We start from the raw sequence: 25323 nt of genomic DNA on the forward strand, positions 1-25323 counted from the left end.
CTCGCGGAGGATCCTATTCTTACTAGCTTTAAGAAAGATTTTGCAGATATCATTCGGAAACACGCGGGATTAAGAGAGATTCAGAATCGGAGACAACAGAAATTATTAAAAGAGAAAATTAGTGAGGAAGTATTCTCTCTGCCGACCATGCAAAAACTTGTCAGTATGTCCCCAGCATTAGCACAAATACTCATTGAAGGCGGTAGAATATCAAGCCCGTTTAAGCTGGGGGATGTTGGTGAAGGTAAAAAGTTCAATGGGGAGAGATTCCCAACATATTTCAAATTAATTAAAGAGTATCCGCAAACGAATCCAAAACATTGTCCGATAAACCAGGAGAAATTCCTCATTCAATTTGAAACAGACGTCGTTAACGATTATTTTGATAGGTCTCTTTATCCAGGATCATTTGAATTATCTTTGAACAATAAGGACTACCCAAAACGAAGCATTTCGCTGTACAATGGTATTGCTACATTAGCAATTGAAGTTCCAAAAGGTGTCCAAATCGGGGATATTAACGAATTAACATTTTCTGTGACTGATGAGCACAGATACGATGATCCATTCACTTCAAAATTTTATGTGTTAATCGATAAAGAAAAGAAAGAAAATAAACAACCAGGGAAGCCAACTCCCAGACCTAATCCGCCGGGTAATGATAACGGTGACAGAAAGGAACCGGAAAAATTTAGTATACCGGAACCGAGGCCGATATACAAGGATCAATGGCCGAGGTGGGAATTTGATGAAAATACAGCCATGCACGTATTGCAGCGTGAGGATAAAATTGACTACTTAATCAATATGGATAATAAAGTCTTATTGACGGAATTGAAAGCAAATAAAAAATTTGATGAAATGCTTTTGAAACAGATCTATGTCGATGGGATGATGATTTTCACATTATTGCTTGTAAAGGAAATTAACAAGAAGGAGAATAAAAATGGAATTTCTATCAGCAATATCAAGGATATCACAAAAATGATTGCTCCCGGATTGATTCCGATTGTTCTTGGGTTCAGCAAAGAATTATCAGAATTATATAATCTCTGAACCCACTTTTTCAATAAAGTACCAGCAACTTTAACCAGGAACATATTTCCAGGATGAGTGTAAATACACTTATTCATGGCAAGAATGGTTTCAAAGCTTATTTTGAAATCTAAAATTTCAGATATTCAAAAAGAAAAATTGCAAACGCTTTTTCCTGAAGCGTTCACAGAGGGTAAAATTGATTGGAATCAGCTTCGGTATTCTTTAGGAGATAGTCTGGAGGATGAGGATGAACATTTTAAGCTCCTCTGGAAAGGAAAAGATAAGTGTTTTCACTCCATCCATAGTCCAGTAAATGGCGTTTTAAAACCCGAAAAAAAGGAGTCTGTTGAGTGGCGGAAAACCGAGAATTACTTTTTTGAGGGCGATAATCTTGACATATTAAAAATAATGCAAGAGGAATATGCTGAAAAAATCAAGATGATCTACATTGATCCCCCATACAATACGGGAAAAAAGTTTGTATATAACGATTATTTTTCAGATTATCCCCAAAAAAATCCCTGGAAAACTAATAGGCTTGACAAGGAAACGAATTATTTTCCCTCTTCGAATGAATCGGCAAGTCGATATCATTCGAACTGGCTTAACATGATGTATCCGAGATTATTTTTAGCCCGAAATTTGTTACGGGATGATGGAGTAATTTTTATCTCCATTGATGATCACGAAGTGCACAATCTCCGAGTGATAATGGATGAAATTTTTGACGGAAGGAACTTTGTTGAACAGATTATTTGGAAGAAACGAAGTAGTCCGCCAAATGATAAGGTGATTGGTGCCGCCCACGAATACATTTTAGTCTATGCAAAGAATATTCGAAATCTGAAACTCTATCCCAAGGAAAGAACTTCAGAACAGTTGAAACGATATAAAAATCCAGATAATCACCCAAAAGGCCCCTGGACAGCGGGAGATTTAATGGCGAATGTGAAAGGTGGGCGATATGTTAAATCGCTTTATTTCCCGATCACAAATCCCAACACTGGAGAATTACATTATCCATCATCTAACGGAAATTGGAGATATAATCAAGAGCACATACAGAAATTGATTGAAAATAATGAGATTTATTTTGGTAAGAACGGCGAAGGGAGACCGAAACTTAAACGATTTTTGTCAGATGTAAAGGAAGGTACATCACATACAACAATTTGGGATAATGTTCCATTGAGTCATTGTGGATCAAAAGAGATGCAAAAAATATTGGGGAATTTAACAATATTTGATAATCCCAAGCCTTGCAGATTAATTATTGAGCTTTTAAAGTTAGGTTCATCCAAAAACGACATTATTCTAGACTTTTTTGCTGGGTCTTGCACAACTGCGCACGCGGTAATAACTCTGAATGAAGAAGAGGGAGGTAATCGGAAATTCATCATGGTTCAAATACCAGAGTTGACCAGTGAAGATTCTGAAGCCTTTAAATGTGGATATAAAACCGTCGCAGAAATTGGAAAAGAACGACTCAGACGAGTTATAAAACAGATTACTGATGAAAGGGCAGAAAAAAATCAAAAAGAAAATAATTTTATTGATAGTCCAGAGCCTTTCCCTAATGGCTATAATGGATTTAAAGTGTACAAATTTTTAAATACTGAAAATTGTTGATAGTGAATTGCTGAAGGACTAATGTATTTTTTACAGAGCGCGCCGCACTTGCGGAGCCTTCGCTGTTGGGTGAAACAGTTTTACAAGAGTGGCATTTTTTCGAGAGAACTATTACCCATACTAACAATGCGATGATTCAAATTCGAACCTCTCATTGTCGACTCTTGTCTGCGATAATCACAAGCCTCTTCTTTCGAAACATCTCCACCAGTGACATCCGTAAAAGAAGAGATCTTTGGCAAAATCCTCGAAGAAGAACGAAAAGCAAAAAACATATCTCAGGAAAAACTCGCCAAACTCACCGGCCTCGACCGGACCGCCATCAGCCTCATCGAGAACGGGAAGCGGAGCCCGACCTTCACGGGGCTAGCCCACGCGGCGAGGGGCGCCAGCCCCGATGAGCGTCAAACCCCCCTCACACTTTTGTCTTATAGACCCGCTCGTATTGTAAAACCAGATTTCCCTTTTCTTCCTTCACGATCAGTCGGAAAATATCCCCTGGATTAATCCCCTTGGAAGTAACGACATCAGAAGGAATCGTGAGGTCGAGAGAATTGGATCCATAATGGTACCGGGACTTGACCGTATTTTCCTTCTCTGCCATACAATCCAATGGGATTATGCACATTTAGGTATTAATGCATAATTAGTAAAAAATTTACAAAATGTGCATAGATTTATTGTCATAACCATCTTACACCTCCACCGGTGCACTGGTGACCAAATGTTCGTCACATCCCGGATCAAAAACTTCCACTCGGACGCCCCCGGCACCAATAGCCAGGTCTGAATACGGATGTTCCGGGAAAATCACCATGCACCAACACTTATCAAAAAAATATCCGCCGGAAAAAGCCCCGGTAAAAAAAATCTCCAACAAAAAAATTACGGGGAGACCCCCGGATATTGAATCCCTCCCCGTGCACCTCCCGGCTGGGGATCGCCACTTCGTCGGGATATTTCTGTTCAAAACCTTTAGTTCGTCTGGTTCAATGGTCTCAATGGTTGGGGTCCATGAAGGTAACTGATTGATGTGAACAACGATCCCGCTGATGATTCCGGTTCACTAGCTCAGGGCAGGATCGCAATTGTCCACACTATCGATAGGAAATTGCTCTGTAAACGATTTCTAACGCAAGCGTCTGCCGGTCGGAAAAAACAATGGGATTTACAGGATGATTTTAATAAACTCCGGGGCAAGCCCACGCAGCTGGGCCAGCCGAAGGCTGGGGAGAATCTTGAATGTCGTCAGACATGAGAGATGAGAGGAACGGAGTTCTTTGAAGATCTTCATCGGAAAATCTTCGACTGCGTCAGCCCCATTGAGCGTCATACTCCCCACATAAGAGATCAATAGCGATGATCTCCCCTTTTCCCGCTACACCCTGAAAGCCGTCCCACCCTCTTTTCCGCCATCCAAAGAGACATAAAGAGACACGTATCCGGGCCCGAAACGCAGGGAAATACACCAGTCCGGATCTGAATCTGCCGATTGCGGAAAAAAGAGACACGCATTTTCACGAATGAGACACGTAAAAACTCCCGCAACGACCAATCGGAGCCCTGTGAGGGGCCGGATGGGCATATGTCCAAAACTCCAATACAGGTTCCAAAAACCTGGGAGAGAAAAACTGGCTCACTCTTTCTTTGCATGTTCCCGGTAAAAATCGATCAACCGATTGAGGATCGTATCGTAGCTCTCTGATTTCTTCCCAAGATCTGCTATCTTGTCGCGTGTCTCTGTCTGGATCTTGATCGTTGTGAGAGCCATCGCATTCTTTTATGCCCGAATATGCCAAGTATGTAATTATCATACCTTTGGATAAATTTATCCAATGTGAGAACTAATATAATACGAGAATGTGACCCCCGAGATGCCCCCATGCCGCCCCACTCAGTACAACCCGGCTCACCGCCCGACCCCACGATCGACACCCCCCTCTTCCGCTCGCCGTGGTATTCCCCGTACGCGGCCGGCAGGATAACCTGCGGTACCGACATCTACGCAAAGATCACACCAGGCCAACCCCCCCAATTTTATCTCCTGCACTGGTCGGAGCAAAAACCGGATGCGTATGCACCCGTCAGCGAGGAGTGCACTCTCCAGCTCCTCCGCGGCCTCGTCCTCATGCCCTATACGGCCAGAGGAATACACTCTGTAAATATCCGGAATTGTCTGCCGGAATTTTTTTTAGGGAACTGGCACTCATGCGATGCAGGGTACGCTTTAAATAATGGCCCGTACCGTAAATAGTATAAGATGCTGAATCTTGTAAAAGATGAAACATCAGAATGCAGAAGATTATCAAACCCGACGCAGGAAAAGAACCCCTCAGGATTCTTCGAAAGTTGAGAATGAGAAGATTCCCAAAAAGGAATCATCGAATGCGCCAGCGAGCGTACAATCTCTATTGCTTCCCGCCTTTCCTTATCCGGTAATCCGGATCCTTCTTCTCGTAAATCGAGAACAGTTCCGATGGAGCAATATCAAGAGATGAACAGATCTTCAGAATAGTCGAAAATGTCGGGCTCCGTTTTCCATTCTCGATGAGACTGATAAACGTCCGGTCAAGGCCGGCGAGTTTTGCAAGCTTCTCCTGGGAAATATTTTTGGCTTTCCGCTCTTCCTGCAGCATTCTGCCAAAAATTTCTTCCTCGCGCATGTTCACTGAGTGAGATTCGGATGAAAAGAGGGTAATTTCTATCGCAGACAATAGTCGACATATTTTTCTCCCTGCCCGCAAATATCAATACCGGTGCACTGGTGACCAAATGTTCGTTTCGTTTCGTTCCGGATCAAAATCACTTCCGCTTGGACGCCCCCGGCACCAATAGCCATGTCCGAATACGGATATCCCGGGAAATGTCACCAGTCACCAACACTTATTTAAAAAAACATCCGCCGGAAAAAGTCCCGGTAAAAAAATCCCTAACAAAAATTACGGGGAAAACCCCGGATATTGAATCGCTCCCCGTGCACCAACCGGCCGGGAGTCGTCACTTCGTCGGGTTATTCTGTTCATACCCTTTCGTTCGTCTGGTTAATGGTCTCAATGGTTGGGGTCAATGAGGATAACTGATTGATGTGAACAACGATCCCCCCCGGTGATTCCGATTCACTGGCTCGGAGCAGGATCGCAATTGTTCATACTATCGATTGAAAATTGCAGTATAAACGATTTCTAACGCAACTGTCTACCGGTCGGAAAACCTGCGGGAATTACAGGATAAATGGTAAATACTCTAAGATCAGCCCCTAACGATTTCTTAGGGATATCTCCGGAGTCTTCCCGTCAATTATGGTTTGCCAACGATGGATAAAAATCGGAACAATACAGAAAAATTGCCTGTGCTTCGTTTCGCAACGCGCTCTAATCTTGTTATATTCGTAGTACGATTAACGATTGATCTTCATTCCCATACTTATCCTTTGCATACATGTATGGCGAATCAGATTTTATTCCTCTTGAAGTCAGGTGGAACTCATCGTAGTCTTTCATCTGGTCCTTCGGAGGAAAATCAACTTTATCCTTAGAACATTGGATAAGATTATCTCCCTGATAGGTTACCAGGCATCCAAGAACTGATTCCGGAGGAATTTGACCGGCGCTAGTCTGTAATTTTTTTCTCGTCAGGTGATTTGCAGTACCGTGGTTTGTTTCATTGTGAATCAACTGGAATACCTGATTCAGAATTTTTACGTCTAACCCTGGAGGAGGCATACAAAGTTCTACTACGCGCTCATTATAAAAATGTTTTTAATGTTTTTTTAAATCTCGTAGTTTTTTAAATAATTTTATCTGTTTCCTCCATTGGACGGATCATAAGAACAACGGAATACCAGTACCGGAAGTATCTGTTCTGGAAAAGATAATTCGTGAATTTTTATTCTAACCCGATATGCGCTTCAAATGCATAATGTAAAAATGGTAGGAAAATTTTTTAGAGATTAAATAAAGCGAATTGAGTTTGTAACCTGGTTAAAAATTTCACTCGTGACCATATAATCCTCGGTATCATCGACCGAGGCAAATTCATACAAACCCTGGAGTCGCTTATTGTAAATGAGAAGGCGTGTATTGCTCAGGGTAATTGTTTTATTTAAATCAGGAAAATTTGCTTCATCTTCTCCTTGGGCAACGAGTTCTTTTGCAATAATTGAGAACGTACTGTTGACTCTTAAACTGGGTATATCATCAATCCGTATACATTCATTATTACTGCTGATTAAAGTGAAACTCGGAAAATTTTTTTTCATTTTTTCGTTAAGAGACTCCAACACGCGTACTGATAATTTACTATAAAGATCCTTATAGGGGAGGTTCTGAAAATCGATTGTTTTATCGATGTTATAGGTTTCAACGAGGGTATTCAAATCCATGTAGTATATATGAAAACTGCCACGGGTCTTTCTGTTCTTTCTCTCATTTTCCGGAACATTCTCGGTGAAATAGTATAATACTCCTTGCTGAGGTTTCCACGTACTTGGATGCGCAAACAAAAATTTGCGCTTTTCATCCATTTCGATCTCAAAACCTTCAGGACAGGGAGCGCCTTTAATCAACTTTAACCGTAATTTGTCAATTATTTCCCGATATTCGGCAAGTTTATTCTGAGACGCTTTGTCATAGATTTGGGAATATACAGAAAAAAGAACAAGGAATGTCCCGATAAACCCGGCAATCGCACCGGAAAATGACATATCTTTGATAGTAACATTAGCCGATGACTGGAAACTACCAAATGTAATTACTGCAACAATCACACTCAGCATTACGATAACAATCAAGGGGATCAGGGGTTTGAGTTCCAGTGATACTGCGGGCTGATTTTCAGAGCTTGCCATAACTGCATCGCTTTTAACTTACCTGTTTACAATATAAAATTTTCTAATATTTTATCAAAATTACAATTGTTATTATCAATTGAAAGCAATAATTTTTGATTAGTTCAATCGAACTAAAGGAACAATATCAAGATTTGTTGGACAACCATCAGGTACTGGAATCTTAAAGATTTATTCGAGTCCTAGTAACCAGATCGGCGGCACACTCGTTGCCGGAGCAGGATCTCATTGTCCACACTATCGATGGGAAATTGCAGTATAAACGATTTCTAACGCAACTGTCTACCGGTTGAAAAACCGGTACGATCCACCAGAAGTACAGAATCGTTTGTGAAAATCCACGGGACCCGGTAAAAACCGGATTTTATATACGATAATCAATAGTTATATCGTCCGCCTGCCAACAGAATTACCGGATGTGATGCACGAGATGATCCAAAGATGCCCAAAAACACAACAACTCCCGTAATCAATCCCGCGACCGACATCCCCCTCTTCGTTGTTCCCCGGTTCTCGTATTACACCGGCAACACCGTAAGAAGCGGCACCGACATCTTCGTTTCGGCCATCAAAGACCGGCCGGCAGCCTTTTTTCTCCTCCACTGGACGGATATAAAGAACGACTGCATCCCACTACCGGAAGCGTGCGCCATCCGTCTCATAAAAATCCTGGCCGCGAAACTGGACACAGAGCGGGGCGTGCAGTATGCGAACCTGGCGAAGTACGTGCCGGCGTTTTACGAACGATCGGAAGAGCTAAAAGACACGATGTTTATGAGCGAGAACGACGTGTGCAGGGAGTACGTGAGCTATTTCCGGCAGGAGCCGGAGATTACGTGAATCAACGGGTGAGGGAAATCGTGTGAGATGCTGAATCTTGCCAGACATGAAGCATGAGAAAAGCCGAAGGCTCTTCGAACATTTCCGGCAGGAACCGGAGATTTCGGAACAGGCTCCTGCAGGAGAATCAAAAAAGGTCCGGCCGCCATGTCTTCTGCCCATACAGAAAACAATACCTTCAGGCATTCCATGATGAGTAGCAGAAACCGGAGATGAGATCATGGCAGAAGAAAAGATATCGAAAATTAAATCCGGAAAAGAGAACGCCGGCGGATTGACGCCGGCGGAACGGGTAATCCTGGAGAAGTCCATGGTCCGCCACGACAAAGCCTTGAAAATCCTGAGTAAACTCTAAAAAAAAGACCGGTTCATTCCATTTATTCTGCGTTATTCAGGCATCCGGTTCACAACCCAGCATCTCCCTCTGCTAATCGCTCCCGTGCAATCGCCACCGCACGTTTTAATTTCTGTTCCAGCAGTTTACGGGGGGGCAGCTCAGTAAAATATTCCGCAACCCGGATGCCACTTGATTCGAGCTGGAGGAGTTCAATATGCCCGGCCGATGAACCAGCACAGAGGATCAGGCCGAGGGGCTGCTCTTCGCCCGGCTGCCGGTCATACCGGTCCAGCCACCGCAGGTAAAGTTCCATCTGTCCCTTGTCGGCCGCCCGGAACTTCCCGAGCTTTAAGTCGATGACAACAAGCCGTCGTAGCTTCCGGTGATAAAAGAGCAGGTCGATATAGTAATCCTCATGATCGACAGTGATCCGTTTCTGTCGGGCAACAAATGAGAAGTCGGTACCAAGTTCAAGAATAAACCGCTCCAGCTCACGAAGGATTGAATTCTCCAGATCTTTCTCAGAATATGTATCAGACAATCCCAAAAAATCAAGGAAATACGGGTTCCTGAAAACAAGATCCGGCGTCATTATGTCATCGTCACGCAACGCTTCAAGCTCTTTTTGGGCGAGTTCTTCCGGCTTCCTTGAGAGAGCAGTCCGAACAAAAGAGCATTCCCCGTATCTTTTCCTGGAGCACCCGGACACTCCACCGTTCAAGCCGGCACATCTCGGTATAGAATTCACGGGCAAGGGAATCTTCGATATAGATAAGATTACGGAGATGGGTCCAGCTCAATTGTCCACTCAGTGAGTGGACTATTGAACGGTCCGGAAAAACCTCTGCAAAACGGATCATGTTGAAGAGATTGGTTCTCGCAAACCCGCGGCCATAGTGAGCCGATAACTGGTCCGATAACAGATCAACCACCTGTTTACCGTACGCAGCCCGCTCATCGCCAAGAATCTCTTTTCGGATCCGCTCACCGATATCCCAGTAGAGCAGCACCATCTCAGCATTTACTCCGGCGGCGACACGGAAACGTGTTGACTCTACAAGGGACCGGATATCGCCAAGAAGAGCCGCTGCTGATTCAGGATTATCATGGACCGGAAACATTATTTTTCCAGCCGTTTTCCTTGGAGGTTTCTTTGAATGTTCCATAATGATTCCCACGAGATCTCTAAAAATAATTTATTTTTCTCCCACGATAAAAGCTGAAGTGCGGAGGGTGAAAGTTCTCATGAACAGTTTTCACAGATGATACTCGCGGCATCAAAAGAAGTCTCACGTGAAGGCCTTGCCAATGCCCGGTGATCATCCTTCCAATCCCACCAGAGTATGCCATTCCAGCAATCCATGCTGCAATCGATGATACATGGAAAACGATCTGGAGCACAGGACCGGGTTTTTGCGCTGTACGACAGGAGTTCTCCGGGACAAAATCACCTGAAGAGGTATGTTCTGTTGTCCGCAGCATATGCGGTGTATCCGGGGTATAGGGAAGGGGCAGAAAGCATCGTCATTTTCACACCCCGCTCCTTTTCTTTTATTATTATATCTGCAGGGACACCGGTGCCAAAACCTTATTCTGGTAAAACAGACTTAAACACCCTGAGCACACTGTAACTCTGGCTGGCCAGAATTACACGCGGGATCGTAACGATAATTCTGGTGAGGAAGACATATGCAGGAAAGCAGGATGGGAATCACGGTTCGCCAGAACGGAGGATACCAAGCATATATCCCAAAACCGCTGCCCCCGGATCCCCCGGTGCATTTCGATGACGAACTTCATCACCTCCTTTCAGAAGCGGACCGGGCCCTCGCACGCCTGGATGGTATGACCGCAATCCTCCCCAATGCCGATCTCTTCGTTGCAATGTACGTGAAAAAAGAGGCGCTGCTCAGCTCCCAGATCGAAGGAACCCAGGCATCGCTCCAGGGCGTACTTGAGTTCGAAGCAGACATGGTCCCAAGCGATGACATTAACGAGGTCAAAGAAGTTATCAATTACATCCGGGCAATGGATGAGGGCCTCAGGCGAACAAGCCATGAACTTTTTTCCATCGCGATCCTGCAGGAAATCCACCGGACTCTCCTTGAGGAAACACGGGGCGGCAAGAAAGAACCGGGAAAGATCCGCACAGTCCAGAACTGGATTGGCCCGCCGGGATCGGGCGTGCACTCAGCAACATTCGTGCCCCCACCCCCAAAAAAAGTGCCGGAACTGTTAAAGGATCTCGAATCGTTCATCGTCACCGATGACCGGATTCCCCCGCTCATCAAGATTGGCCTGGTACATGCCCAGTTCGAGACGATCCACCCATTTATTGACGGGAATGGCCGTATGGGGCGGTTGTTCATCACCTTTTATCTTTGCCAGAAAGGCATTCTTGCCCGCCCCCTCCTCTGCCTGAGCATCTACTTAAAACAGCACCGGGAGGAATACTACAACAATCTCCAGAAAATCAGGATCGAAGGTGACTGGGAATCGTGGCTGAAATTTTTCCTTCGCGGCATCATCGAAGTATCAAAAGAAGCGCTTGCCAATGCAAAGGAGATCATTGCACTCAAAGAACGGCTCATCGATACCCTTGTTAAAAATAATGTCGGAGGCTTAAGCGCAGTCCGGCTCATCGACCTCCTGTTTACAAAACCTGTCGTCACGGTTACCGATATCAGTTCAGCGCTTGGCATCAGTCACCAGCCTGCCTATGACCTGGTGAACCAGTTCGAGAGACTGGAGATTCTCCGGGAGATCACCGGGAAAAAACGGTACAAAAAATACCTCTTTACTGATTACCTCAGGATCATTGAGCGGGGAACCGGGCAGTAATTATTGTATGGAATCCCGGGCCCAATCCCCGCAAGCCGGAACCGGGATATTTTTCAAATCCGAAATGCTCATCCAAAGATCGTGAAGCAGATCTGCAGGGACACCGGCATCAGTCCTGAAGAACCGGGACAAGAGGGAGAGAGCCGGAACCGGTCGCCCGGTCAATGCATTAATAATCATGACGGCACACCTGTCTGGTAACAGGAACCGGCTATGGACCACTACAGGATTATCACAACAAAACGAGATGATATCCTCGTACTTGCAGGCCGGTTCGGCATTAAAAACATCCGTATTTTCGGATCGGTCGCCCGCCATGAAGCACGGGAGGGAAGCGATATCGATTTTCTTGTCGGGTTTCCTTTCGGCACATCGTGAGCATGCGGCATTGCAGCGGGAGCTTTCAGAACTTCTTGGATGCAGCGTGGATGTGGCATCGGTCAATGGTCTCAAGGAACAGATCCGCAATTCCGTGATGCAGGAAGCGGTTCCACTATGAAATCGAACCTCGCAGAGGTGAGATTGGAGAAGATTTGAAAAATCTTGGACTGAAGTGACCGGGACCGGCTTCTCGATATACGGGAAGCAATCAAACGCATTTATGAAAAACTCCCGCAAGCAAACGAGGAATTTTTCCAGTCAGATCTTCTCCAGGTCTGGGTTCTCTACCATATCCAGATCATCGGAGAAGCCGCAAACGGGATCTCGCCGGAATTCCAGGCTCAACACCAGAAAATCCCGTGGAAGGATATCATTTCCACGCGGCACCTTCTCGTCCACCAGTACTTTGGTATTGATCTTGACGAAGTCTGGAATACCGCGAAAAAAGGATCTTCCTCTCCTGAAAGAGGAGATTGACCAGGTACTCTCACCCGGATAGTCAATCCCACCTCAGTCCGTTCCTCACACTCAGATATTGAGAGCAAATTCACAAAAATATTGATATTACGTATTCTCTCCGCTATTCTGTTCCGGAAAATCTCATCCGGAGTGCAGGCAGCACAAAGATCTGTTGAAGAGTACAGCCCCGTCATAATTCCCGGCATCGGCAAGTGGATCCGGTCCCGGCTACCCCTCCCCCTTCTCCCCCGGCCCGTCCCCCGCAAGTTCGCGGCACCGGCGCTCGCTCTCCCGGAGGGCGTCCATTACCTTCCGCCGTTCCGTGATGTCCCGGCCCGTTCCCCGGAACCCGATAGTTTTCCCGTCGGGACCGGTAACCCGTGCCACGCGGATCTCAAAAAAAATCGGGTGCCCGTCACGGTGAACGCCCGGGAACTCAATGGGCGCGATGGGCCCGGTGGATGCAGTAAACTCCTGCATTAACCGGGCAAAACGGGGGCATGCCTGTTCCGGGATGAAATCCCCGACAGATTTCCCGATAAGGAGTTCCGGCGCATACCCCATGATGTCTTTCACCTTCGGGCTGGCGTACAATACCGTACCTTCCAGGTCAACCTCCCAGATCATATCCGGGGAGGTCTCCACAAGCGACCGGAACTTCTCCTCGCTCTTCCTGAGCCGGTCCTCGGCTTTGCGCCGCTCCGTGATGTCGTGGGCGGTCCCCCGGAACCCGATCAGCTGGTGCTTTGCATCGTACTGGGGAATGGACCGGATCTCAAACAGCTTCACACGCCCGTCCCGGCACAGGAACGGCAGCTCGAGCTCCCGGGTCACCTTCGTGCTCCGGTCAAGGGTCGCAAACTCATGGAAGAACGCCTGCCGGACGGGTTCCGCGACAAGGGAGAAGACCGTCTTTCCCCGGACCTCCTCCGGCGAATACCCGAGGACTTCAAGACAGGCCAGGCTCATGTACGTGAAGGTCCCATTCATGTCCATCTCCCAGATCGGGTCAAGCGAGGTCTCGACAAGGTCCCGGAACTTCTCCTCGCTCTTGATGAGAGCTTCCTGCTTTTCGATAATGAGGTCGAGCTGGCTGCGGAGTTGTTCTTCGGACGCCGAGAGCTGCTCGTAGGCTGCCTGGAGCTCTCCCTGTGTCCGGTAGCGGGAGACGGCCTGCCGGATCTTGTGGGAGAGCTCGGCAAAGAGCGCCATGGTGTCTCCCCCCTTCTGGAGATAGAAGTCGACACCGTTGTTGATGGCCTCGATCACCACCTCCTCGCGGCCGCGCCCGGTAAAGAGGATGAACGGGATCGTCCTGCCGCTCCCCCGCACCCGTTTCAAAAACTCGATGCCATTGACCTCGGGCATCTGGTAATCCGAGACGATCGCATCGCAGGGCGTAGTATTCAGGCGGGCAAGCGCAAGGGTTGCCGATTCTGCCGTATCGACAACGATATCCCCATCCTTTTCAAGGAAGCTCTTCCCCAACTCCAAAAGACCGGGCTCATCGTCAACATAGAGAACCCGTATCTGTTCCGGCATACTGGCTCACGATCTTTTATCTTTTGTTATTGTTTTAATGTTACTACTGAGGTAACTCCCCGTCTGCAGGACAGCAGGAGGACCAAAGACTCTCGAGAATCGCCAGGGCACGAGAACCGGTCCTTCCGGCCCCGCCCCTCTGAAAGGGTTCATCTGATCGCACGTCTACGAAATAACCAGAGAACAGCTATGGATTTTTTGGAAGAGAACTGGCTTGACCTTGACTGGTCCCCGTGGGTGCCCTTCAATGCCCCGCGCGAATTCTGGTATATCCAGAAAGCGCCGGGGGTCTATCGCATCCGCCCGGATGACAAAGACCTCCTGATGTACATCGGCGAGACCGGCCAGTCGCTCCACAAGAAGCTGGCCGGGCTCCGGCAGACCCTCCGGAGAGGAGACATCATGCCGTGGAGCGACCCGTATTCCGAAGCACCGGCACTCTGGTGCTGGTGGGTCGAGTGGATAGCTGACCGCGAGAACGATTCTTGCAAGGATCCATCTTCCCCCAGTGCCGGAGAACCCGGTGATCTCGAACCGGTCATGCTCGAAGTCTCCTCCGCCCCGCTCGATGCCTCGGTGAGCGGGCGGAAAGGAATGGAGAACTTCCTGCTCTCTGCCTACCGGCAGGAGACCGGCGAATCCCCGCTCTGCAACTTCGGCCGGTTCCACCCGCGGTACCGGAAGTCCACGACCCGGGCAGAGAGCCGGCGGGGCGGGAAGCTTACCAATACCCAGAAGGATAACCCGGCCGGGTTCCCGAGCATCAGCCCGCTGGAACCCGCGGGAGAACCGGGCGACAGCGACTGGATGGGGCTTGAATGGACAGTGAAGGCACCGCTGTGCCTGGAACACGCCCGTACTGTTGGCGAAGGGGCCGGTCTCTACCTGCTCGCGGATGCCGGGTCACGGGAGATCCTGCTTATCGGCCAGTCAGCGGATATCGCAGGACGCCTGCTCGGCCTGTGCGGGAAAGACTATGGCGGGCGCGAGGTGCTGTTCTCATACCAGATCATCGGGCAGAACGTCCTTCCGCATAACCTGAAGGAACTGGAGGCCGATCTTGTGGGCAATTATTACGGGAAGTTCCGGAGAGTGCCAGAGTTCCAGTTCAGGGGAATCAGATAAGGAAGCACAATTTTTTACCGGTGTGACAGTCCCGGAATGTAAAACCAGCGAAAAAAGGAAAATTTTCGTTGGGCCAGGTCACCGTGCTGTCGCAACCGGCGCCGTACCTGCGGCAAACACCCCGGTGCCTGCCACCTGTTCCTCTTCAAACGGTACTTCCGCCTCTTCAAAAGCGGCCATCACTTCGATCCACGCTTCATGGATTTCTGCAAATTCACCAGCATTCATCTTCTCCACACTCCTCCAGTCTCTTACTGGATATACCAGCATACCAGAAGTGAGATAATAGTAATTTGCCAAAGCATTCTGCATGGCAGAACCGTCAGGCAGGACTGCATGCACCTGCCGGAGATCGACGGAGGGGGGGGCGAACGGGGGGGGGAAAGCTGGGGGATCGACGCGGTTTTCGCGGACCAGTCGAAGCTCGAAGAATCCTTCGGATTCTTCTCGTCCTCCTGGTTCTTCGAACCAGTCGGAAAAAAAAAGACTTACCGGGTCCGTATGGCCGGGCCCGGCCGGGTTTCTCCTTGTATGCTCAAAGGTGAGTTTTGTTTGAAGGCAAGTGAACACTGTTCCTGCAGACGAGGGATGTAGGTACAGAGTATCGGCGGGGGACAATATTCACAGAAACAATATCATATCTTTTATAATAAAATCTTTCTTGTTTGCATCTCCGCCTGTTCCCAAAAGGCATACATACTCCCAAACGGATATGCCTAGATTGCCGTACATGTGGTGCGGACACAGGTCATGGTTGCGAAATTATGGATCTTGCCTTACCGCTTATCATCCTCCTTGCACGAATCATCGAGACTGCAATGGAGACAATCCGGCTTGTCTACGTGACAAAGGGCCACAAGTATCTCGCTTCCGGCATCGGGACGCTGAAGATTGGAATCTGGGTGCTCTCCACCGGTCTCGTGCTGACGAACCTCGACAACATCCCCGGCATCATCGCCTACATGCTGGGGTACGGGATCGGGACACTCATCGGCATGACCATCGAATCCTGGATTGGCCTTGGCACCGTCATCGTCAGGATCTTCTGTACAAAAGACCCCGAACCGCTCATCCGGCGCCTCGGGGAACTCGGGTACGGGACCACGCGGATCAACGGCTCGGGCCAGTTCGTGCCCGCGGTTGCCATCCTCATCAGCATGGTGCCAAGAAAAGAGGCGCGCCACCTGCTTGAGGTGCTGAAGACCGACTATCCCGACGTGCATTTCACCATCGAGGACGTCTCCACCATGAGCGAGCGGGAGATCTACTTCGGGAACCGGAAGCGGGGGATTGCCGGGTTCATCGGGTACAGTTGACGTGCAGGAGGGTGGCGGGCACCGGAAGAGAGGCCCGTCATCCCTCACGTGCCGGCCCGCGACCGTGAAAACAGCAGCCGCTCCCCTGGAAAGGAAACACTTTTTGTAACAATTGAAAAAAACGGGGAAGAGAAAAGAAAATATTACTTCTTGCCGCCCTTTGCCGGGGCTGCACCCTTCTTGTCGTCGGCCTTGACCGGGGCACCGCCCTTGGCATCCTTGGCCGGTGCGGCTTCCTTGCCGCCCTTTGCAGGTGCTGCACCCTTCGCGTCCTTTGCCGGCTCGGCTGCCGCCTCTTCGGTGACAACCGGTGCTGCAACAACCTTCTCGCCAACGATCTTCGGTGCTGCAACGATCCTGCCGCTGACCTTGATCTCTTTGACCTTCAGGTGTGCCGGGCTCGGGAGCTTGTGGGCGCCGTGGCGCATCGCGTCCTTGATCTTCTCGAGGTACTGGGGAGTGGAGAAGACCGTCAGGATTGCCTGGCCGGGAGTGACGCGGGCTGCGGTTCCGACTGCCTTGCCAAAAGCGAGGCGCATCCCTTCCGAGACACGGTCGGCACCGGCGCCGGTTGCCTGCTTGTTCTCGCGCAGGACATGGTGGGGGAAGACGCGGACCTTGAAGTGGAAGTTGGAACGGCCGACGTCCTTCATGAGCCGGCGGTTGATGGTGATACGGGCAGCCTCTAAGGAACTGTGCCGGATCTGGCAGGCCTCTTCAACAATCAGGTCAACTTCGGTCGGGAATTCCTGCGAGAGGTTGCCCATCTCGAACTGCACGATCTTGTTCCCGGGGACACCGCCCATGTATTCGCGTCGTGTGTAGGCCTTCTTGGCAACGTCCCTGTACATCTTTGCCGGTTTTCTAACCATCGCGTCCAACTCCAAATGAGTACTTTTGAAAAAGCGGTCCGGAATATCAGGTTATTGAGACAGATATCGGTACCGGTACGCTCCTCAAACTGCTTGTATAAAATGGATATGTGTCGTATTAAACCTTACTGGATACTACAGTGCTGGTTTATAAGGTCAAGGACTTCGCGCCGGATCTCCGCAAACGCCGGGCTCGTGCGGTCGCGGGGACGCGGGAGCTGGATCTCGGTAACCTGGCAGATCCGGCCCGGCCGGGGCGTCAGCACAACGATCCGGTCCGAGAGGAAGACGGCCTCGTCCACGCTGTGCGTAATGAAGATGACCGTCTTTTTTGTCTTCTCCCAAATCTCCAGGAGTTCGATCTGGAGCTTGTTCCGTGTCTGGGCGTCGAGCGCCCCGAAGGGCTCGTCCATCAAAAGCACGACCGGGTCGAGGGCGAGCGCCCGGGCAACGGCCACCCGCTGCCGCATCCCGCCCGAGAGCTCCGAGGGGAAACTGTCCCGGAACTGGCTGAGGTTGACCAGCTCCAGGTACTCTTCTGCAACCCGGTACCGCTCCTCTTTTGGTATTCCCCGCATCTCGAGGCCGAACGCGATGTTGTCGATGACCGTCCGCCACGGGAAGAGGGAATATTCCTGGAAGACCATGCCGACCTTCGGATTCGGGCCCGTGATCGCCTCCCCGTCGAGCACGATCGAGCCGGACTCCGCGTGGTCGAGGCCTGCGATCATTCGCAAAAGCGTTGTCTTGCCGCAGCCGGAGGCGCCGAGGATGCAGACAAACTCCTTGTCCTTCACCGTGAGGCTCAGGTTGTCCAGCACAACCAGCCGCGACCCGTCGTCCCGGGGGAATGACTGGTGAAGGTCGGTAATCACGAGATCGCCCATCTCACGCCACCTCCCCGGTCCGCCACTTCAGGAACTTCTTGTCTACATAGTACCGGAAGATCATGTCGAACGCAAGGCCGATAAGGCCAAGCAGGATCATGTACACGACAACGCTGTCCATCTGGTGGAGGGAGTAGTAGAACCAGAGTTTCTGGCCAAGGCCGAAGTTCGAGACACCGAAGAGTTCGGCGGCGACAAGACACATCCATCCAACACCGGTCGCGATCCGGATCCCGGCTGCCACGGACGGCAGGGCCGCCGGGAAGGCGATATACCGGACAAGGTCGCGGTCCTTTGTGCACCCGAGCATCTTGCCGGCCTCCACGAAGACCCGGGGCACGCCCCGGAAGCCGCTGTAGGTGTTGATGATGATGGGGAAGACCGCCCCGATGAAGATGATGAAGCCCGCGGAGAACGAGGTCAGCCCGAACCAGATGATGGCAAACGGGATCCAGGCAAGCGGGGGGATGGGGCGGAGGAGCTCGATCACGGGGTCGGCAAGCGCCTCGATCCGGCGGTTCCAGCCTATGATGATCCCGAGCGGGATCCCCACGATGAGCGCAAGGCCAAGGCCGATGGCGAAGTGGACGAGACTGGTCCCGAGGTCGATGAAGATGTCGCCTTTCTGGATAAGGGAGATGAACGCCGAGAAGACATCGGTCGGCGCGGGAAGGATGAACGGGTACCGGATGATGACGGTTGCAATGAACTGCCAGATAATCAGCGTACAAACGATGGCGAGCGCGCCAAGCCGCCAGTCCCTGCCATTCGTCGAATACTTTCCCATGGGGCCCTCAGTAACCGCGGATAATCCTGTATAGTAAAGGAGTTCAAGGGAAAAAAAGGGTTGGTCTCTTCAGCTCTTCTGGTAGAACGAAAGGTCGAAGACATCGTCCTTTGTCAGCGGTTTCTTGATGTACCTGAGCTCGTACTGGATCTTCGCGTAATCGAGGACCGGTTCCACGATGATGTTCGGGTCGGACGCCCAGTTGCCGTCCCACTCGGCAAGGGATGCCTTGACATCGTCGAGCCTGGCACTCGTCTTGTTGGCATAGATCACCGCGGCTTCATCCTTGTTTGCGAGGTTCCAGGCAACCGCCTTGTCGTTTGTTGCAATGATCTGCTTCACGATCTCCGGGTGCTCGCGGATCAGCTTGCCGCTAACCACGAGGACACAGCAGGTGTGGTTGGGGTACATCTCACCGGAGTGGACAACGATCTTGCCCTTGCCCTGGTTGACGATGGTGCTCGGGGACGGGGTCGGGAGGAAGACGGCATCGACCTTGCCGGCCAGGATGGCTGTTACCGCATCGCCCGGGGACATGGGGGCGATCATCAGGTCCTTGTCGGGGTCGACGTTGTTCTTCTTGAGCCAGTCGCGGAGGATGGTGTCCTGGATGCTGCCGATGGCAAACGTCCCGATGGTCTTTCCTTTCAGGCTCTCAGGTCCCGTGTATTCGATACCCTCGCGGACAACCAGGTCGGAGCCCTGCGTGTTGACACCGGCAACGATCTTGGCGTCAAGGCCGGTGCTGACCGCGGTCAGGAACGGGGCAGCGCCCACATACGCGACATCGAGATCGCCGGCCTGCATTGCCTGCATCTCGGAGGGTCCGCTCGGGAAGATCTTGTCAGAGACTTTCTTTACGCCGACCGGGGCGAGGTCCTGCTGCCACCAGCCTTTCTCCATGGCGGTGATGAAGGCCATCTGGTGAGTGCTGGGCTGGTAGCCGATGACGAGTGAGTCGACGGGTGCTTTGCTGGTCTTGGTGTCGGTGGTGCCCGACGGCTGGGTACAGCCGGCCGTGACCAGGAGGAGGACAACCGCAATGATGGCGATTGCCATGAGTGCAGAAGATTTCATACGGGAGTGTTGTTTGGGCATTATTAAAAACTACCCGATTCGGCCATTATTTCTCTCTTTTTGTAAAATAATGAGAAGAAAAATCTACAATCAGATGATATAATTGGCAGTTTGTCCAAAACGGTCCGGTTTTCCAGGGAAAAAAGTAGGACAAAAAGAAAATATTTTTCTTGGGTTGGCCCATTTGTATCTGTTATATGGCACAGGTGGACCCGATTGACCGGATCATGCGCGCTGCGCTTGTCTCGGACGAGGAGTTCGTTGCAGTATTGAACGACCTCCTCCGGCACGACCTGCGGATCAGCGTTCGCGAGCTCTCGGAGAAGAGCGGGATCGCCCAGAGCTCGCTCTACAAGATCCTGCACGGGAAGAGATCGCCCAACCTCTCGACCCTCCGGGCGATCATCCGCGCTTTGCGGCAGCTGTACCACGTGGGGGATGAGGACTTCATCGGCCTCATTGCCGCCCGCCCGGTGCTGGAGAGTGTGGAGGAGCGGATGGCGGAGATCGACGGGCACCGCATGCGGGTGCGGGAGTATCCCGTCCACACGATGGAGGACGCGATCGTTGCTGCGGTACGCGCCGAGCGGGAAGGGGCGATCGCGATCGTCTGCGCCCCGATCGTATCAAGCATCATCGAGCAGCTCGTGCACGTCCCGGTCGCGACCATCATTCCCCGGGAGTCGGTGCAGCAGGCCATCGAGCTTGCGGCACGCAAGGCGTGGCTTTAATCAGTATATGACCAATAATACCGGTACGAAAACGGGTGAACGGATGCGAACCGATGTTGTGCGGCGGGGGCGCCTTTCAGGAGAGCGGGACTTCGACATGCAGGAATTCCTCTCCTCGATGGACGCGGACCGGTATATCGCGGAGGCCGATCTGCTCGTGGACATTGCCCACGTGCTGATGCTCGACCGGCAGAAGATCAATGAGCGGAAGACGACACGGAAGATCCTTAAAGTCCTGCTGGATCTCAGCAACGAGGGTCTGCCGGAGGATGTCTTCGACAATTCCTTCGAGGACGTGCACGCGGGGATCGAGGCGCTGGTCATCGAGGCGGCGGGAGCAGAGGCCGGGGGGCGGATGCACATGGCCCGGTCACGGAATGACGAGGTCGCAACCTGCATCCGGATCGCCCTGCGGGAAAAACTGCTCTTCCAGATGATCCTCATTACGGGCCTGCGGGAGATCCTCCTTGAGCTTGCAGGGAAGCACACGGAGAGCATCATGCCGGGGTTCACCCATCTCCAGCATGCCCAGCCAACCACCCTTGCCCACCACCTCCTCGCCTACGAGCAGGCGTTTGGCCGTGACTTCGACCGGCTGAAGGATGCATACGCCCGCGTCAACCTGTGCCCCCTCGGCGCTGCCGCGTTCGCGTCCACCGGCTACCCCATTGACCGGGAATACACGGCATCCCTCCTCGGGTTTGACGGGCTTGTCGGGAACAGCATGGACGCCGTCGCCACCCGGGACTTTGCGCTCGAAACGCTGGCCGATCTCTCCATCCTTATGGCGAACACGAGCCGGCTCTGCGAGGAGCTCGTTATCTGGAGCACCTCGTTCATGAAATTCGTGGAGATGGACGACACCTACTGCTCCACCTCGTCCATCATGCCCCAGAAGAAGAACCCGGACACCGCGGAGATCATGCGGGCAAAGGCCGGCACGGTCTTTGGGTCCCTTGCCGCCGCGTTCACCATCACCAAGGGTTTGCCGATGAGCTACAACCGCGACCTCCAGGAGCTGACGCCGAACCTCTGGCGCGGGGTGCACAGCACGGGGATCAGCACGTGGATCCTCCTTGGCATGCTCGAGACCGCGAAGTTCGACACAAAGCGGATGCGGGAGGAGGCAGCAAAGGGCTTCTCCACCGCAACGGAACTCGCCGACACGCTCGTCCGCTCGTACGACATCCCGTTCCGGACAGCGCACTCGATTGTCGGGCGTGCGGTGCAGAAAGGCAGCCTGACACTCGCCACTCTCGAAAAAGCAGCCTCAGAGGTTGCAAAGGGGACATCGCTGAAGAAGATGGGGCTCACCCAGAAAGAGATTAACGAAGTGCTGGAAGCAGGCTACTCGGTAGCCATCCGCGATGTCACGGGAGGTCCGGCGCCGAAAGCAACGAAGAAGGCAATTACTGCACGCAAAAAGCAGGCAGCAAAGGACAGTGAACTCATACGGCAGAAATTCACGAACCTCAGGTCGACAACAGCAAAACTCACAGAAACGGCACGGAGGCTGGTAGCATAACAACAGAGTTTGTATCCGGAGATATCGTACAGTGCGCATGGGCGGGCAAGCAGCTGAAGGGGATTTACATCACTGAACGCGACGGGATGGCCGTCATCAAGCTCGGCTCGGGCTACAATATCGGCGTCCCGCCGCAGGCCTGCACCTTCATGGAGCGGCCGGCGCAGGCGCTGGCAAAAGTCCATGAAGTGTCCCAGGACAAAAACCTCCCCACGCTCTCCATCGTCTCCACGGGCGGCACGATCGCAAGCAGGAACGATTACCGGACCGGGTCCGTCACGAGCCAGTTCAATGCAGGCGACATCCTTGTCGCGATCCCTGAACTTGCTGCGATCGCCAATTACCGGGCCATTCCGCTGGCCACCATCCTGTCGGAGAACATGACGCCCGCCATCTGGCAGCAGCTGGCCCGGGCTGTCCATGCCGAGATCAGGAACGGGGCAAAGGGCATCATCGTCACGCACGGCACCGACACCATGGCCTACAGCGCTGCGGCGCTCAGCTTCATGCTCGACACGCCTGTCCCCATCGTCTTCGTGGGATCGCAGCGCTCGGCCGACCGGCCCTCGAGCGACACTGCGATGAACGCGATCTGCGCAGCCGCGGCGGCGACAAGCGATCTCGGTGAGGTTACAGTCGTGATGCACGCGACAACGAATGACGACACCTGCGCCATCCACCGGGGCACCCGGGTCCGGAAGATGCACACCTCCCGGCGTGACGCGTTCCAGAGCATCGGCGCTGAACCGGTCGGGAGTGTCGACTATATCTCGCGGAAGGTGACGCTCACAAACGATGCCGTAAAGCGCGGGACGCACACCCTGGCGCTCCATGACCAGCTCGACCCGCACTGTGCCCTGATCCAGTTCTTCCCGGGGATGTTCCCGGACATCCTGAAGGCGTACGAGGGATACCACGGGCTCGTCATCGCCGGCACCGGCCTCGGGCATACCAGCACGGCACTGATTCCCGGACTGAAACGTCTCGTGGAGAACGGGACGCTCATTGTCATGACCTCGCAGTGCATGGATGGCAGGGTCTGCGACCGGGTGTACGACACGGGCCGCGACCTGATGGCCGCAGGCGTTATTGAGGGCGGCGACATGCTGCCCGAGGTGGCGCTCGTCAAGCTGATGTGGGTGCTTGGCAACGAGAAGGACAAAGCGAAGGCAGCCGCCCTGATGCAGGAGAATCTCAAGGGTGAGTGCACGCGGAGGAGCAGCCATGGATTATAAGAAGATCGGGCTCGTTGCCGGGATCGAGATCCACCAGCAGCTCGACACCGCGGAGAGACTCTTCTGCCACTGCCCAACAACGCTCCGCGAGATCGCGGAACACAATGGCGAGTTCTCCCGTTACCTCAGGGCAACCGTCTCCGAGATGGGCGAGATCGACCGGGCGGCAAAGGAGGAGATGAAGAGCAACCGGAAGTTCCTCTATTACGCGTACGACACCACCTGTCTCGTGGAGAACGACGAGGAGCCACCTACGCCGATGAATGACGAGGCGCTCTCGGTCTGTCTCACCATTGCAAAGATGTTTGGAATGACACCCATCCCGCAGGTGCACACGATGCGAAAGCTCGTCATCGACGGCTCCAATACCAGCGGCTTCCAGCGGACGGCCCTTGTTGCCCTGAACGGGAAGCTCCCGAACGGCGGGGAGATCGAGACAATCTGCCTTGAAGAGGAAGCCTGCCAGCGGGTGAAAGACGAGGTCTTCTCCCTGGACCGGCTCGGCATCCCGCTCGTTGAGATCACGACCTCCCCCTGCATGCACACCCCGGAAGAGGTGCAGAAGATGGCGGAGTTTATCGGCATGGTGCTCCGTTCAACGGGCAAGGTCAAGCGGGGGATCGGCACGATCCGGCAGGACGTCAACATCTCGATCGCCGCCGGTGCCCGCGTGGAGATCAAGGGTGTGCAGGAGCTTGACCTGATCGCCGAAGTGGTCCGGCGCGAGGTGCAGCGGCAGATAAACCTGATCGCGATCCGCGACGAACTCAAAGGCCGCGGTGCGCATATCGGCGCAACAACCGGCACGGACGTAACCGTACAGTTCAAAGAGACAAAATCTGCTGTGCTCAAGAAAGCAAAGAAGATCCACGCCATAGTTCTGCCGGGTTTCGCCGGATTCGTGGGCCGCGAGGTCCAGCCGGAGCGCCGGCTGGGGAGCGAGTTTTCTGACTACGCCAAGAAGTGCGGCGTAGGCGGGATCTTCCACACCGACGAACTCCCGGCCTATGGTGTGACCGCAGAAGAAGTTGCAATGATCCGTTCGCACCTGAAGGCAGGAGAAAAGGACTGCGTCATCATCGCCTCCGGGGCAAGCGAGAAGCAGGCAGCGTGCGCCATTGCACAGGTCGTGACAAGGGCACAGATCGCCCTCTCCGACAAACCCGTTCCCGAAGAGACACGAAAGCTGCTCGAGTCCGGGAGCACCGCGTACATGCGACCGCTGCCGGGCGCTGCGAGGATGTATCCGGAAACGGATGTTTTCCCGGTCACCATCGACGAGGCGAGGTGGAACGCTGTCACGGTCCCCGAGCTCCTCACGGTCCGGGCAGAGCGGTATGCAAAAGAGTACGGGATCGAGCTCCCGTACGCCCTCCAGCTGGCGGGCTCGGACAAGCTCCCGCTTTTCGAGCAGGCAGTGCGGGAAGGGATCAAGGCCAAGCTCGCCGCGTTCACGATCCTTTCCACGGCAACCGAGCTCCGTAGGGACGGGGTGGACATCGCAAAGGTCCCCGACCAGGCATATCTCGACTGCTGGCATGCGGTTGAGGACGGAAGGGCAGCCCGTGAGGCAATCCCCGAGATCTTCCGGAGCATTGCAGCCGGCAGCACGTTTGGGGAATCTTTACAGAAACTGGCGCCTGCGGTCTCGCGCGAAGAGCTCGAAGCGATTGTCCGGAAGATTATTACCGAACGCTCGGACTTTGTTGCGCAGAAAGGCAAAGGTGCGCTCGGGCCCCTGATGGGTGTTGTGATGGCAGAGGTGCGGGGCTCCGTTGACGGGAAACTGGTCAGCGAAGTGCTGAGAAAGGAGATCGACCGGGCAACAGGGAACCGGTAATGGTAAACATTTATC

At 52.3% G+C, this 25323-nt stretch carries 27 protein-coding genes; 15 read left to right on the forward strand and 12 right to left on the reverse strand.

Going from position 1 to position 25323, the window contains the following annotated elements; translation table 11 throughout:
- The 3 genes from PHF39_RS08675 to PHF39_RS08685 form a co-directional block, all read left to right on the forward strand.
- A partial coding sequence (locus PHF39_RS08675) for a hypothetical protein (RefSeq protein ID WP_300223035.1) occupies nt 1–1056 on the forward strand: 1056 nt, incomplete at its 5' end.
- A 75-nt stretch (nt 1057–1131) separates the two neighbouring features.
- A complete protein-coding gene (locus PHF39_RS08680) occupies nt 1132–2667 on the forward strand; it encodes a site-specific DNA-methyltransferase (RefSeq protein WP_300223037.1) in 1536 nt (511 codons plus the stop codon).
- 210 nt (nt 2668–2877) lie between these two features.
- Nucleotides 2878–3174 carry a helix-turn-helix transcriptional regulator gene (locus PHF39_RS08685; protein WP_300223039.1) on the forward strand — a complete coding sequence of 99 codons (297 nt, stop codon included), beginning with the start codon at nt 2878–2880 and terminating at the stop codon, nt 3172–3174.
- A gap of 1129 nt (nt 3175–4303) precedes the next feature.
- Here the strand turns inward: PHF39_RS08685 and PHF39_RS08690 are convergent.
- Nucleotides 4304–4438, reverse strand: coding sequence for a hypothetical protein (locus PHF39_RS08690; protein WP_300223041.1), 135 nt, complete (start codon nt 4436–4438; stop codon nt 4304–4306).
- Between the two features lie 111 nt (nt 4439–4549).
- Here PHF39_RS08690 and PHF39_RS08695 point away from each other — a divergent pair, with 111 nt between their 5' ends.
- Nucleotides 4550–4921, forward strand: coding sequence for a hypothetical protein (locus tag PHF39_RS08695; RefSeq protein ID WP_300223043.1), 372 nt, complete (start codon nt 4550–4552; stop codon nt 4919–4921).
- A gap of 154 nt (nt 4922–5075) precedes the next feature.
- Here PHF39_RS08695 and PHF39_RS08700 read toward each other — a convergent pair whose 3' ends face one another.
- The 3 genes from PHF39_RS08700 to PHF39_RS08710 all read right to left on the reverse strand — a co-directional run bounded on the left by PHF39_RS08700 (nt 5076) and on the right by PHF39_RS08710 (nt 7513).
- Nucleotides 5076–5330, reverse strand: coding sequence for a helix-turn-helix transcriptional regulator (locus tag PHF39_RS08700; RefSeq protein WP_015286349.1), 255 nt, complete (start codon nt 5328–5330; stop codon nt 5076–5078).
- A gap of 717 nt (nt 5331–6047) precedes the next feature.
- Nucleotides 6048–6389 (reverse strand): hypothetical protein, encoded by a 342-nt coding sequence (locus PHF39_RS08705; protein WP_300223046.1) that lies wholly within the window; start codon nt 6387–6389, stop codon nt 6048–6050.
- A gap of 227 nt (nt 6390–6616) precedes the next feature.
- Nucleotides 6617–7513 carry a hypothetical protein gene (locus PHF39_RS08710; protein WP_300223048.1) on the reverse strand — a complete coding sequence of 299 codons (897 nt, stop codon included), beginning with the start codon at nt 7511–7513 and terminating at the stop codon, nt 6617–6619.
- 441 nt (nt 7514–7954) lie between these two features.
- Here PHF39_RS08710 and PHF39_RS08715 point away from each other — a divergent pair, with 441 nt between their 5' ends.
- On the forward strand, nt 7955–8353 hold the full coding sequence (locus PHF39_RS08715) for a hypothetical protein (RefSeq protein WP_300223050.1): 399 nt from the start codon (nt 7955–7957) through the stop codon (nt 8351–8353).
- A gap of 220 nt (nt 8354–8573) precedes the next feature.
- On the forward strand, nt 8574–8708 hold the full coding sequence (locus tag PHF39_RS08720) for a hypothetical protein (RefSeq protein ID WP_300223052.1): 135 nt from the start codon (nt 8574–8576) through the stop codon (nt 8706–8708).
- A 49-nt stretch (nt 8709–8757) separates the two neighbouring features.
- On the opposite strand, the gene PHF39_RS08725 is transcribed toward PHF39_RS08720, so the two are convergent.
- On the reverse strand, nt 8758–9231 hold the full coding sequence (locus PHF39_RS08725; RefSeq protein WP_300223054.1) for a PDDEXK nuclease domain-containing protein: 474 nt from the start codon (nt 9229–9231) through the stop codon (nt 8758–8760).
- A gap of 73 nt (nt 9232–9304) precedes the next feature.
- Nucleotides 9305–9811: a DUF1016 N-terminal domain-containing protein gene (locus PHF39_RS08730; protein WP_300223056.1), complete on the reverse strand. Its 507-nt coding sequence runs from the start codon at nt 9809–9811 to the stop codon at nt 9305–9307.
- A 568-nt stretch (nt 9812–10379) separates the two neighbouring features.
- On the opposite strand from PHF39_RS08730, the gene PHF39_RS08735 reads away from it, so the two are divergent.
- The 3 genes from PHF39_RS08735 to PHF39_RS08745 all read left to right on the forward strand — a co-directional run bounded on the left by PHF39_RS08735 (nt 10380) and on the right by PHF39_RS08745 (nt 12389).
- A complete protein-coding gene (locus PHF39_RS08735) occupies nt 10380–11531 on the forward strand; it encodes a Fic/DOC family N-terminal domain-containing protein (RefSeq protein ID WP_300223058.1) in 1152 nt (383 codons plus the stop codon).
- Between the two features lie 213 nt (nt 11532–11744).
- Nucleotides 11745–11909 carry a nucleotidyltransferase domain-containing protein gene (locus tag PHF39_RS08740; protein ID WP_300223060.1) on the forward strand — a complete coding sequence of 55 codons (165 nt, stop codon included), beginning with the start codon at nt 11745–11747 and terminating at the stop codon, nt 11907–11909.
- A gap of 219 nt (nt 11910–12128) precedes the next feature.
- Nucleotides 12129–12389, forward strand: a complete 261-nt coding sequence (locus tag PHF39_RS08745) for a HepT-like ribonuclease domain-containing protein (protein WP_300223187.1) — start codon at nt 12129–12131, stop codon at nt 12387–12389.
- Between the two features lie 210 nt (nt 12390–12599).
- Here the strand turns inward: PHF39_RS08745 and PHF39_RS08750 are convergent, their stop codons facing one another.
- Entirely contained in the window at nt 12600–13913 is a 1314-nt protein-coding gene (locus PHF39_RS08750) for a PAS domain S-box protein (RefSeq protein ID WP_300223062.1), read from the reverse strand.
- Nucleotides 13914–14102: 189 nt separating this feature from the next.
- On the opposite strand from PHF39_RS08750, the gene PHF39_RS08755 reads away from it, so the two are divergent.
- Nucleotides 14103–15038: a hypothetical protein gene (locus PHF39_RS08755; RefSeq protein ID WP_300223064.1), complete on the forward strand. Its 936-nt coding sequence runs from the start codon at nt 14103–14105 to the stop codon at nt 15036–15038.
- A 78-nt stretch (nt 15039–15116) separates the two neighbouring features.
- Here PHF39_RS08755 and PHF39_RS08760 read toward each other — a convergent pair whose 3' ends face one another.
- Nucleotides 15117–15308, reverse strand: coding sequence for a hypothetical protein (locus tag PHF39_RS08760; protein WP_300223066.1), 192 nt, complete (start codon nt 15306–15308; stop codon nt 15117–15119).
- A 494-nt stretch (nt 15309–15802) separates the two neighbouring features.
- Here PHF39_RS08760 and PHF39_RS08765 point away from each other — a divergent pair, with 494 nt between their 5' ends.
- A complete protein-coding gene (locus PHF39_RS08765) occupies nt 15803–16354 on the forward strand; it encodes a DUF5698 domain-containing protein (protein WP_300223068.1) in 552 nt (183 codons plus the stop codon).
- Between the two features lie 143 nt (nt 16355–16497).
- Here PHF39_RS08765 and PHF39_RS08770 read toward each other — a convergent pair whose 3' ends face one another.
- The 4 genes from PHF39_RS08770 to PHF39_RS08785 form a co-directional block, all read right to left on the reverse strand.
- Entirely contained in the window at nt 16498–17226 is a 729-nt protein-coding gene (locus tag PHF39_RS08770; protein ID WP_366144216.1) for a 50S ribosomal protein L16, read from the reverse strand.
- A gap of 125 nt (nt 17227–17351) precedes the next feature.
- Complete coding sequence (locus tag PHF39_RS08775; RefSeq protein WP_300223070.1) at nt 17352–18113, reverse strand: ABC transporter ATP-binding protein; 762 nt, start codon at nt 18111–18113, stop codon at nt 17352–17354.
- A 1-nt stretch (nt 18114) separates the two neighbouring features.
- Nucleotides 18115–18900 carry an ABC transporter permease gene (locus PHF39_RS08780; RefSeq protein WP_300223072.1) on the reverse strand — a complete coding sequence of 262 codons (786 nt, stop codon included), beginning with the start codon at nt 18898–18900 and terminating at the stop codon, nt 18115–18117.
- Nucleotides 18901–18969: 69 nt separating this feature from the next.
- A complete protein-coding gene (locus PHF39_RS08785; protein ID WP_300223074.1) occupies nt 18970–19977 on the reverse strand; it encodes an aliphatic sulfonate ABC transporter substrate-binding protein in 1008 nt (335 codons plus the stop codon).
- Nucleotides 19978–20174: 197 nt separating this feature from the next.
- On the opposite strand from PHF39_RS08785, the gene PHF39_RS08790 reads away from it, so the two are divergent.
- Genes PHF39_RS08790 through gatE form a run of 4 tightly spaced genes read left to right on the forward strand, consistent with a single transcriptional unit; the run spans nt 20175 to nt 25308 of the window.
- Nucleotides 20175–20708 carry a helix-turn-helix domain-containing protein gene (locus PHF39_RS08790; protein WP_300223076.1) on the forward strand — a complete coding sequence of 178 codons (534 nt, stop codon included), beginning with the start codon at nt 20175–20177 and terminating at the stop codon, nt 20706–20708.
- Nucleotides 20709–20751: 43 nt separating this feature from the next.
- The gene (gene argH / locus PHF39_RS08795; RefSeq protein WP_300223078.1) at nt 20752–22233 is read left to right on the forward strand and encodes an argininosuccinate lyase; all 1482 of its coding nucleotides are present in this window, start codon (nt 20752–20754) and stop codon (nt 22231–22233) included.
- Nucleotides 22230–23468: a Glu-tRNA(Gln) amidotransferase subunit GatD gene (gene gatD, locus PHF39_RS08800; protein WP_300223189.1), complete on the forward strand. Its 1239-nt coding sequence runs from the start codon at nt 22230–22232 to the stop codon at nt 23466–23468. Before argH ends, gatD begins: the two co-directional genes overlap by 4 nt.
- Entirely contained in the window at nt 23458–25308 is a 1851-nt protein-coding gene (gene gatE / locus PHF39_RS08805) for a Glu-tRNA(Gln) amidotransferase subunit GatE (RefSeq protein ID WP_300223080.1), read from the forward strand. The genes gatD and gatE overlap by 11 nt, the downstream gene beginning before the upstream one ends.
- Nucleotides 25309–25323: the final 15 nt, after the last annotated feature.

The organism is Methanoregula sp., from assembly GCF_028712425.1.
Classification (GTDB): Archaea; Halobacteriota; Methanomicrobia; order Methanomicrobiales; family Methanospirillaceae; genus Methanoregula.

Bases quoted from the DNA above. Each gene is read 5' to 3' on its own strand.
- PHF39_RS08680 (WP_300223037.1), top strand. From the start codon at position 1,132: ATGGCAAGAATGGTTTCAAAGCTTATTTTGAAATCTAAAATTTCAGAT.
- PHF39_RS08690 (WP_300223041.1), bottom strand. From the start codon at position 4,438: ATGGCTCTCACAACGATCAAGATCCAGACAGAGACACGCGACAAGATA.
- PHF39_RS08695 (WP_300223043.1), top strand. From the start codon at position 4,550: ATGCCGCCCCACTCAGTACAACCCGGCTCACCGCCCGACCCCACGATC.
- PHF39_RS08700 (WP_015286349.1), bottom strand. From the start codon at position 5,330: ATGCGCGAGGAAGAAATTTTTGGCAGAATGCTGCAGGAAGAGCGGAAA.
- PHF39_RS08705 (WP_300223046.1), bottom strand. From the start codon at position 6,389: ATGCCTCCTCCAGGGTTAGACGTAAAAATTCTGAATCAGGTATTCCAG.
- PHF39_RS08710 (WP_300223048.1), bottom strand. From the start codon at position 7,513: ATGGCAAGCTCTGAAAATCAGCCCGCAGTATCACTGGAACTCAAACCC.
- PHF39_RS08715 (WP_300223050.1), top strand. From the start codon at position 7,955: ATGCCCAAAAACACAACAACTCCCGTAATCAATCCCGCGACCGACATC.
- PHF39_RS08720 (WP_300223052.1), top strand. From the start codon at position 8,574: ATGGCAGAAGAAAAGATATCGAAAATTAAATCCGGAAAAGAGAACGCC.
- PHF39_RS08730 (WP_300223056.1), bottom strand. From the start codon at position 9,811: ATGTTTCCGGTCCATGATAATCCTGAATCAGCAGCGGCTCTTCTTGGC.
- PHF39_RS08735 (WP_300223058.1), top strand. From the start codon at position 10,380: ATGCAGGAAAGCAGGATGGGAATCACGGTTCGCCAGAACGGAGGATAC.
- PHF39_RS08740 (WP_300223060.1), top strand. From the start codon at position 11,745: ATGGACCACTACAGGATTATCACAACAAAACGAGATGATATCCTCGTA.
- PHF39_RS08750 (WP_300223062.1), bottom strand. From the start codon at position 13,913: ATGCCGGAACAGATACGGGTTCTCTATGTTGACGATGAGCCCGGTCTT.
- PHF39_RS08755 (WP_300223064.1), top strand. From the start codon at position 14,103: ATGGATTTTTTGGAAGAGAACTGGCTTGACCTTGACTGGTCCCCGTGG.
- PHF39_RS08760 (WP_300223066.1), bottom strand. From the start codon at position 15,308: ATGCTGGTATATCCAGTAAGAGACTGGAGGAGTGTGGAGAAGATGAAT.
- PHF39_RS08765 (WP_300223068.1), top strand. From the start codon at position 15,803: ATGGATCTTGCCTTACCGCTTATCATCCTCCTTGCACGAATCATCGAG.
- PHF39_RS08770 (WP_366144216.1), bottom strand. From the start codon at position 17,226: ATGGTTAGAAAACCGGCAAAGATGTACAGGGACGTTGCCAAGAAGGCC.
- PHF39_RS08775 (WP_300223070.1), bottom strand. From the start codon at position 18,113: ATGGGCGATCTCGTGATTACCGACCTTCACCAGTCATTCCCCCGGGAC.
- PHF39_RS08780 (WP_300223072.1), bottom strand. From the start codon at position 18,900: ATGGGAAAGTATTCGACGAATGGCAGGGACTGGCGGCTTGGCGCGCTC.
- PHF39_RS08785 (WP_300223074.1), bottom strand. From the start codon at position 19,977: ATGAAATCTTCTGCACTCATGGCAATCGCCATCATTGCGGTTGTCCTC.
- PHF39_RS08790 (WP_300223076.1), top strand. From the start codon at position 20,175: ATGGCACAGGTGGACCCGATTGACCGGATCATGCGCGCTGCGCTTGTC.
- argH (WP_300223078.1), top strand. From the start codon at position 20,752: ATGCGAACCGATGTTGTGCGGCGGGGGCGCCTTTCAGGAGAGCGGGAC.
- gatE (WP_300223080.1), top strand. From the start codon at position 23,458: ATGGATTATAAGAAGATCGGGCTCGTTGCCGGGATCGAGATCCACCAG.